General features: G+C 68.5%; 1 protein-coding gene. It reads right to left on the bottom strand.

All coding sequences use genetic code 11. The annotated features are described in order from the left end of the window. The coding region (locus GVL04_RS24465) for a hypothetical protein (RefSeq protein ID WP_200846984.1) at positions 1–222 on the bottom strand (222 nt) is incomplete at both ends.

The raw sequence follows: 222 nt of genomic DNA, 5'->3' as shown, positions 1-222 counted from the left end.
TAGGTTTTCGCGGCGGCGAGGTTCGTCGCGTCGCCGCTATCGGCGTAGGTCTTTGCCGATGCGAGGTTCGTCGCGTCGGCCGCTGCCCATGCTGCCCGGTTGCTGGTGTCCTTGCCGTCGGCGTAGGTTTTCGCGGCGGCGAGGTTCGTCGCGTCGCCGCTATCGGCGTAGGTCTTTGCCGATGCGAGGTTCGTCGCGTCGGCCGCTGCCCATGCTGCCCGG

Source organism: Arthrobacter sp. 18067, from assembly GCF_902706295.1.
In the GTDB taxonomy this organism is placed as follows: domain Bacteria; phylum Actinomycetota; class Actinomycetes; order Actinomycetales; family Micrococcaceae; genus Arthrobacter.
Note: the sequence above shows the minus strand (reverse complement) of the source record. Positions and strands in the feature narration are given on the sequence as shown.